This window comes from Amycolatopsis sp. NPDC004772, assembly GCF_053601215.1.
The window spans coordinates 1-7,740 of record NZ_JBSGBK010000162.1 but is presented as its reverse complement, the minus strand read 5'-3'; the positions used below and the strand labels follow the sequence as shown (position 1 = coordinate 7,740).

At 70.8% G+C, this 7,740-nt stretch carries 9 protein-coding genes; 8 read left to right on the top strand and 1 reads right to left on the bottom strand.

Going from position 1 to position 7,740, the window contains the following annotated elements:
* Positions 1–252: 252 nt before the first annotated feature.
* Genes ACWEF6_RS42500 through ACWEF6_RS42480 form a run of 5 tightly spaced genes read left to right on the top strand, consistent with a single transcriptional unit; the run spans position 253 to position 5,104 of the window.
* On the top strand, positions 253–1,062 hold the full coding sequence (locus ACWEF6_RS42500; protein ID WP_449688134.1) for an ABC transporter ATP-binding protein: 810 nt from the start codon (positions 253–255) through the stop codon (positions 1,060–1,062).
* Positions 1,059–1,832 (top strand): ABC transporter ATP-binding protein, encoded by a 774-nt coding sequence (locus ACWEF6_RS42495; protein ID WP_449688133.1) that lies wholly within the window; start codon positions 1,059–1,061, stop codon positions 1,830–1,832. Before ACWEF6_RS42500 ends, ACWEF6_RS42495 begins: the two co-directional genes overlap by 4 nt.
* Complete coding sequence (locus ACWEF6_RS42490) at positions 1,829–2,707, top strand: branched-chain amino acid ABC transporter permease (RefSeq protein WP_449688132.1); 879 nt, start codon at positions 1,829–1,831, stop codon at positions 2,705–2,707. The genes ACWEF6_RS42495 and ACWEF6_RS42490 overlap by 4 nt, the downstream gene beginning before the upstream one ends.
* The gene (locus tag ACWEF6_RS42485; protein WP_449688131.1) at positions 2,700–3,857 is read left to right on the top strand and encodes a branched-chain amino acid ABC transporter permease; all 1,158 of its coding nucleotides are present in this window, start codon (positions 2,700–2,702) and stop codon (positions 3,855–3,857) included. The genes ACWEF6_RS42490 and ACWEF6_RS42485 overlap by 8 nt, the downstream gene beginning before the upstream one ends.
* Complete coding sequence (locus ACWEF6_RS42480) at positions 3,854–5,104, top strand: ABC transporter substrate-binding protein (RefSeq protein WP_449688130.1); 1,251 nt, start codon at positions 3,854–3,856, stop codon at positions 5,102–5,104. Before ACWEF6_RS42485 ends, ACWEF6_RS42480 begins: the two co-directional genes overlap by 4 nt.
* Here ACWEF6_RS42480 and ACWEF6_RS42475 read toward each other — a convergent pair.
* Positions 5,046–6,104, bottom strand: coding sequence for a Glu/Leu/Phe/Val dehydrogenase dimerization domain-containing protein (locus tag ACWEF6_RS42475; protein WP_449688129.1), 1,059 nt, complete (start codon positions 6,102–6,104; stop codon positions 5,046–5,048). The genes ACWEF6_RS42480 and ACWEF6_RS42475 overlap by 59 nt on opposite strands.
* A gap of 80 nt (positions 6,105–6,184) precedes the next feature.
* On the opposite strand from ACWEF6_RS42475, the gene ACWEF6_RS42470 reads away from it, so the two are divergent.
* From ACWEF6_RS42470 to ACWEF6_RS42460, 3 genes are all read left to right on the top strand, one after another.
* Positions 6,185–6,640 (top strand): Lrp/AsnC family transcriptional regulator, encoded by a 456-nt coding sequence (locus ACWEF6_RS42470; protein ID WP_449688135.1) that lies wholly within the window; start codon positions 6,185–6,187, stop codon positions 6,638–6,640.
* 139 nt (positions 6,641–6,779) lie between these two features.
* Positions 6,780–7,037: a hypothetical protein gene (locus ACWEF6_RS42465; protein WP_310971229.1), complete on the top strand. Its 258-nt coding sequence runs from the start codon at positions 6,780–6,782 to the stop codon at positions 7,035–7,037.
* Positions 7,038–7,078: 41 nt separating this feature from the next.
* Entirely contained in the window at positions 7,079–7,651 is a 573-nt protein-coding gene (locus ACWEF6_RS42460) for a GNAT family N-acetyltransferase (protein WP_449688128.1), read from the top strand.
* The last annotated feature ends 89 nt before the right edge of the window (positions 7,652–7,740 follow it).

Genomic DNA, 7,740 nt, shown 5'->3' with positions numbered 1-7,740 from the left:
GGGGCCCCCCGCCGCCCCCCCCCGCCCCCCCCGCCGTCCCCCCCCCCCCTCCGCCCGGCGTGTGTTTGTGTTTTGGGGAGTTTAACCCGCCTTACCACTCACGACAGCCGCGGCAGACCGTGTCCGTTTCGTAGCCCGCGGGGTCTCCAGGTGGGGGTGTCCGGGAGCCACGTCTGAACGCAGGATGACCGCCACCGACCGTGACTCACGTCACACGAGCGGAGGAGGCCTCTTGCGTTCCGGAGTGAGTCCGTGCTGACCGTGCGTGGCCTGCGGGTGCGGTACGGCCGGTCGACGGCCGCCCTGCACGGGATCGACCTCGACGTCTCCGCCGACGGCGTGCTGGCCGTGCTGGGCAGCAACGGGGCCGGGAAGTCCACTTTGCTCCGGGCCGTCTCCGGCACCCTCCGGATGCACCGGGGCGCGATCGACGCCGGCGAGATCCGCTACGCCGGCCACGCGCTCGGCAAGCTCGACCCCGCCCGGATCGTCCGGCTCGGCGTCGTCGGCGTGCCCGAAGGGCGGCAGGTGTTCGCCCGGATGACCGTCGAGGAGAACCTGCGGGCCGGCGGCATCGGCGCCCGGACCGCGGCCGAGCGGGCCGGCGCACGCGAGCGGGTCGGCGAGCTGTTCCCGGTGCTCACCGAACGCGCCAAGCAGCGCGCGGGCCTGCTGTCCGGTGGCGAGCAGCAGATGCTGGCCATCGGCCGGGCGCTGATGTCCGCGCCGAAGCTGCTGCTGCTCGACGAGCCGTCGCTGGGCCTCGCGCCGAAGGTCGTCGAGCAGATCGGCCGGACCATCCGCGAAATCCACGACCAGGGCACCGCCGTCGTGCTGGTCGAGCAGAACGCCGTGATGGCACTGAACGTCGCCGACCACGCCGTGGTCCTCGAAGTGGGCCGGGTGGCGCTGGCCGGGACGGCGGCCGAGCTCGCCGCCAGCCAGGACGTCCAGCGGCTCTACCTCGGCGGGCACGCCGAATCGCCGGAAACCGCCGAAGCCGAGGCGGAGACCGCACGTCGGAGCCTGGCGGGCCGGACCCTGTCGAGGTGGGCCGGATGACGCCGCCGGAGCTGCGCGTCGAAGCCGTTTCGCTCCGATTCGGCGGGATCCGCGCGCTCGACGACGTGAGCTTCACCGTCACCCCCGGTTCGCTGCACGCGCTGATCGGGCCGAACGGCGCCGGGAAGTCCAGCTGCTTCAACGTGATCAGCGGCCTCTACCGGGCCGGCAGCGGGCGGGTGCGGCTCGGGGACACCGACCTCACCGGGCTCGCGCCGCACAAGCTGGCCGGGCTCGGTGTCGGGCGGTCCTTCCAGAACGCGGCCCTCTCCCCCGGCTCGACCGTGCTGGACAACGTCATGCTCGGCCGGCACGCGCTCACCCGCGGCGGGTTCCTCGAAGTCGGGCTGCGGCTGCCGTGGACGGTCCGCGCCGAACGCCGGCACGCCGAGCGCGCGCGGGAGATCTGCGCGTTCCTCGGGCTCGAAGCGGTCGTCGACGCTCCGGCCGGGGCGCTCCCCTACGGCGTCGTCAAGCGTGTCGACCTCGCCCGCGCGCTGGCCGTCGAGCCGGTGCTGCTCCTGCTCGACGAGCCGGCGGCCGGGATGAACGCGGCCGAAACCGCCGAGCTGGCCGGCACGATCAGCGGGATCCGGGCCGAGCTCGGCATTTCGATCCTGCTCGTCGAACACGACATGGGCCTGGTGATGGGCATCGCCGACCGGGTCACGGTGCTCGACTTCGGCCGGCGCATCGCCGACGGCACCCCGGCGCAGGTCCAGTCCGACCCGGACGTCGTCAAGGCCTACCTGGGCACGGAGGCAGTGTGAACACTTTCCTGCAGCTCGTGGTGAACGGCCTCGGCAAGGGCGCGGTGTTCGCGTTGCTGGCGCTGGGCTTCGTGATCATCTTCAAGGCCACCGAGGTGGTCAACTTCGCGCACGGCTCGCTCGTGCTCTTCGGCGGCTACCTCGTCGTGGTGTCGAAGGACGCGCTGGGCTGGGCCGGCGCGTCGCTCGCCGGGATCGTCTCGGCCGGGCTGCTCGGCCTGCTCGTCGAGCGGCTGCTGCTGTCGCGCTCCCGGCACGCCGACGCGAACAGCCTGGCCCTGCTCACCATCGGCGTCGACGTCATCGTCACCGAGGAGATCGTGCGCCGCCTCGGCGTCACGCTGCCCTTCCTCGGCGACGCCTGGGACGCGAAGCCGTTCCGGCTCGGCGGGATCACGCTGTTCCGCACGCACCTGGTCGCGCTCGCCGTCGCGGCGGTGCTGATCACGGCGTTCTGGCTGGCCTTCAAGTACTCGAACTGGGGCGTGGCCATGCGGGCGCAGGCGGAGAACCGCGAAGCCGCCGCGCTGATGGGCATCCGCAGCTCGCGCGTCACCGCGACCGCGTGGCTGGTCGCCGGCCTGCTCGCCGGGGTGGCCGTGCTGTTCATCGCGACGCAGGACTTCTCCGGCGCCGGGCTCTCCCGCGGGACGCACTCGATCGCGCTGGCCGCCTTCCCCGCGGCGATCCTCGGCGGCCTCGACTCGACGGCGGGCGCGGTCGTCGGCGGCCTGGTCGTCGGGATCGTGGAAGCGCTGTCGGCGCAGTACGTCTCGTTCGACTTCTCCAAGAGCGCGGTGTTCCTGGTGATGCTGGTGGTCCTGGTGGTGCGGCCTTCGGGGCTGTTCGGCACGAGGGAGCGAACGCGTGTCTGACCAAGCCGTGTCCGAAGTGGACACCCCACCCGAAACGGCCGCGCCGCCACGCCCACGCCGCCGCCCGGCGCGGCTGGTCCGCCGGGTCGGCTCACTCGCGCTGCTGATCGTCCTGCTCGCCCTGCCGCTGTACCTCGACGCGGCGTGGCTCAAGGCCGGGCAGTACATGATGATCGGCGGGGTCGGCGCGATCGGGCTGACGCTGGTGGTCGGCCAGGCCGGGCAGCTTTCCCTGGCCCACGCGTTCTTCCTGCTCGCCGGCGGCACGGCCTACACCGTCCTCTCCGGACCGGCCGGGGACGAGCGGGTGGTCGGCTTCGGTCTCGACCCCGGCCTCTCGCTGCTCGGTGCGGTGGTCGTCGCGGCCCTGCTCGGCCTGGCTTTCGCGCCGGTCGCCGGCCGGCTGCGCGGGATCTACCTCGGCGTCGCCTCGCTGGCGCTCGTCTTCCTGGGACTCTACTTCGGACAGTCCGCGGAGGAGCTCACCGGCGGGACGTCGACCGGGCGCGCGCCGGCACCGTTCTCCCTCTTCGGCTTCCCGTTCACCAACGACGGGCCGGAGATCACCCTGCTCGGCGTGCCGATCCGGCAGGCCGAGCGGATGTGGTACCTGTTCTTGCTGCTCACCGTGCTGGCGTTCGTGATCGCCCGCGGCGCGGTCCGCGGGCGGGTCGGCCGCTCCTGGCGGGCGGTGCGCGACAACGAAGCCGCGGCCGCGGTGATGGGCGTCAGCGTGCTGCGGGCCAAGGCGGGCGCGTTCGCCGTCTCCTCGGCCTACGGCGGCCTCGCCGGCGCGATGACCGTGCTGTGGTTCGACATCCTCAAGCCGGACGAGAGCGAGTTCGGCACCTACGGCATCAACGTCTCGATCGCCTACCTGGCGATGGTCATCATCGGCGGCCTCGGCTCGGTCCCCGGCGCGCTGGTCGGCGCCCTGATCGTCAACGGGCTGCCGCAGGTCCTCGCCCTGTATTCGGCCGACCTGGGCTGGTTCTCCGGCACCGGCGACGGCGCGCTGACCCCGATCCTGGTCAGCTCGTTCGTCTACGGCGCCGCGATCATCCTGGTCGTGCTGTTCGAGCCGGGCGGGCTGGCCGCGATCGGCCGCCGGCTCACCCGGCCTCGCCGTCAACCCCCGGAGGAACCATGAAACGCACACACCTGGCGGCGGCGCTGGTGGCCGTCCTCGCGCTCTCGGCGTGCAGCACGAAAGCGAACGACTCGGGCGCGTCGGGCCCGGACAGTTCCGGCGTCAAGACGGGCAAGGGGGTGACGGCGAACGAGGTGACGCTCGGCGTGATGACCGACAAGTCCGGCGTGTTCAAGAACCTCGGCCTCGGCGTCACGCAGGGCAACGAGCTGTGGGCCAAGGACTTCAACGCGGCCGGCGGCGTGTGCGGGCGGCAGGTCAAGCTCGAGGAGGTCGACCACGGCTACAAGGCCGACACGGCGAAGACGCTGTACCCGCAGATCGAGCCGAAGGTGCTCGGGTTCGTGCAGCTGCTGGGCTCGCCGGTGGTGGCCGCGCTGAAGCAGAACCTGGCCTCGGACAAGACGACCGCCGCGCCCGCGTCGTGGTCGTCCGAGCTGCTGGACAACCCGTACGTGATGATCGTCGGGACGACCTACGACCTGGAGATCATCGACGGCCTGTCGTACCTGCAGGAGCAGGGGCAGCTCAAGGACGGCGACACGATCGGGCACATCTACATCGACGGCGAATACGGCAAGAACGGCCTGCGCGGCTCGCAGTTCTACGCCAAGAAGCACAACCTGGCGCTGAAGGAAGTCAAGATCACCTCGACCGACAGCGACCTGACCAACGTCGTCACCGGTCTCAAGGGCGAAGGCGTGAAGGTGATCGTGCTGACGACCACGCCGACCCAGACCGGCTCGACGGTCGGGGCGAACAAGGCGCTCGGGCTGAACGTCCCGGTGCTGGGCAACAACCCGACGTTCGACCCGGCGCTGCTGAAGAGCCCGGCCGCCGGCGCGCTCGACAAGCTGACGGTGGTGGCGAGCAGCGTGCCGTTCTCCGCGGACATCCCGAAGGCGAAGGACGTCGCGGCGAAGTACAAGGCCGCGTACAAGGAAACCCCCAACGGCGGCGTCCCGTACGGCTACGCGGTCGGCGAGGTGTGGGGCGCGGTCCTGAAGAAGGCGTGCGACAACAAGGACCTGACGCGCGACGGCATCGCCGCGGCGCTGAAGCAGACGACGTCGGCGAGCACGGACAACCTGGTCGCGGCGCTCGACTTCTCGAAGCCGGGAACGCCGGCGACGCGCCAGGTGTACGCGGCGACGCCGGATGCCTCCGCGGAGGGCGGCGTCAAGTACGTCAAGCCGTTGTTCGAAGCTCCGGAAGCGAAGGAATACGTGGCTCCGCACCAGAAGTGAGCCGGGTTCGCGCCAGCGCGGCCGCTTCGTGCAGCGGAGTGGTCGCGTTGGCCGCGGCGGCCTCGAGGAGGGTGCGCACGGTCTCCTCGATCGTCTCCACGCGAGCGAGCGCGGCTTCGTGGTCCAGGCCCTCGGCCTCGCGCGAAAGTGTGTACAGGATCCCGCCCGCGCTGGCCACGTAGTCCGGGATCCACACGATGCCGCGCGCGGCGAGGTCGTCCGCGACGGTGTCGGAAGTGAGCTGGTTGTTGGCGGGCCCGACGACGAGCGGCGTGTCGAGCCGGGCCACTGTCTCCGGGCCGAGCACCCCGCCGACCGCCGCCGGGATGACGACGTCGGCGGTGAGGGTGAGCGCCTTCTCCGGTTCGGCCCAGGTCAGGCCCAGCTTTTCGGCCCCGGGCCGTTTCTCCGCGTCGATGTCGGAGACGACGACGTCGGCGCCCGCCGCGTGGAGGCTCGCCGCGAGGTGGGCGCCCACCGAGCCGTAGCCGCTGATCACCACCCGGCGGTCCGTCAGGTCCGGTCCGGCCGCCGCCCTCAGTGCCGCCAGCACGCCGAGCGCGGTCGGGCCGCTGGAGGAACCGGTTCCGCCCGCGGTTTCGGGCGTGCAGAACGCGTACGGCGACGCTTCGCGGAGCACCAGCATGTCGGCCGGGCCGGTGCCGACGTCCGGGCCCGCCTGATAGGCGCCGCCGAACTCGGCGATCAGGTCGGCGTGGTCGAGCAGGACGGCCCGGCGCTCCTCGGGCGAAAGGACGCGGCCCGGCTCGGGCGCGATGACGCTCTTGCCGCCGCCGAACGCCAGCCCGGCGACGGCGCACTTCGCGGTCATGGCGGCCGACAGGCGGAGGACGTCGCCGATGGCTTCTTCGAGCGTGCCGTAGGGCTTGAACCGGCAGCCGCCGACGGCGGGGCCGAGCGCGGTCGAATGGATCGCGACCATCGTGGGGACGCCGGATCGACGGCCTCGGCGGACTACGAGCTGCTCATGTGCGGTCATGAGCGCCGAAGTTAGAGTGACAGTCGGCAGTCAGGGCGGACTACCGAATGAAATTCGGCGAGGCTATGGAGGGCCCGGTGCTGGACGAACTTGATTCGGCGATCGTGCGGTTGCTGCAGGAAGACGCCCGCCAGACCAACCGGGACATCGCCCGCAAGGTCGGCATCGCGCCCTCGACGTGCCTCGAGCGCATCCGGCTGCTGCGCGAACGCGGCGTCATCCGCGGCTACCACGCCGACATCGACCTGCCGAGCCTCAACCGCGGCGTCCGGGCGCTCGTCACGGCGCAGGTGCGGCCGCTGAGCCGGGCGGTGATCGATTCCTTCCAGCGGTCCATCGCCGAACTCCCGGAAGTGCTGTCGGTGTACGTCACGGCCGGAAACGACGATTTCCTGATCGAAGTCACCACCCCCGGCATCGACGCGCTGCACGCATTCCTGACCGACCGGCTCGCGCTGCGCCGGGAGATCGTCGGGTTCCGGACGTCGATCGTTTTCCGGCACCTGCGGAAGACGACGCTTGAACCCCTCCCGTAGGGGTATCCGGGGATGACCCCGGAACGGCGCGACACGCCGCCCCTACGTGCACCCCTGAAATACCCGGGTTCGCACGTTCAAAGGCGGAAACTGTCGGTGGCGGGGCGTCTAATGAGCACGACGGGAAGGAGGCGCCGCCATGATCACCGATTTGAACCACCGTGAGCGCGCCACACTGAGAGCCGTGGCCGGCGGCCACGCCGAGATCAGCTGCAGCTGCGAGCCCGACCTCTTCATCGACGGCCTGAGCTGCTGCGACCAGTCCACCGTGCACCGGCTCGCGCGGCTCGGCCTGATCGCACCCGCCCACCCCGGCAAGTGCGGCGAGCGCGTGCCCGCGCTGCTCACCGACGCCGGCTCGCGGGCGCTCGGCGAGGTTTTCGCCACCGCGGCATAAACACGTTTGCCACGCACTGGGGACACTGCCAGCATCATCCGATGCACGTATTCCTCGAAACCGAGCGGCTGATCCTCCGCCGGTTCACCGAGAACGACGCCGACGCGCTCTTCGAGCTCTACGACGACCCGGCCGTGATGAAGTACCTCAATGGGGGACAGCCGGCGGACCGCACGGAGATCGTCACCCTGGATCTTCCCGCGTTCCTCGGTTACTACGAGCGTTTCCCCGGTTACGGGTTCTGGGCGGCGATCGAAAAGAGCACCGGCGACTTCCTGGGGTGGTTCCATTTCCGCCCGCGCCCGGACGACCCGCCGGACCAGCCCGAACTCGGCTACCGGCTGCATCGGAAGGCGTGGGGCAAGGGCTACGGCACCGAGGGCTCGGCGGCACTGCTCGCGAAGGGCTTCACCGAACTGGGGGTCACCCGGGTGACGGCGTTCACCATGACGGTGAACCAGGCCTCGCGGCGCGTGATGGAGAAACTGGGGATGAAGTTCGTCCGCACCTGCTTCGAGGAGTTCCCGGAGCACGAGCGGGCTCCGGGCAGCGAGCACGGCGAAGTCGAGTACGGCATCACCCGCGAGGAGTGGTCTGCCGCAACCGGGTCGTGAGTGGCAAGGCGGGTTCTAAACAGCACCGCCCCACAACACACCACACGACAAATCAGAACAAAAAAGAAAAAAACACACCACCACTCACG

Coding starts and splice junctions, on each gene's coding strand:
- ACWEF6_RS42495 (WP_449688133.1), top strand. CDS start 1,059: ATGACGCCGCCGGAGCTGCGCGTCGAAGCCGTTTCGCTCCGATTCGGC.
- ACWEF6_RS42460 (WP_449688128.1), top strand. CDS start 7,079: ATGCACGTATTCCTCGAAACCGAGCGGCTGATCCTCCGCCGGTTCACC.
- ACWEF6_RS42475 (WP_449688129.1), bottom strand. CDS start 6,104: ATGACCGCACATGAGCAGCTCGTAGTCCGCCGAGGCCGTCGATCCGGC.
- ACWEF6_RS42465 (WP_310971229.1), top strand. CDS start 6,780: ATGATCACCGATTTGAACCACCGTGAGCGCGCCACACTGAGAGCCGTG.
- ACWEF6_RS42480 (WP_449688130.1), top strand. CDS start 3,854: ATGAAACGCACACACCTGGCGGCGGCGCTGGTGGCCGTCCTCGCGCTC.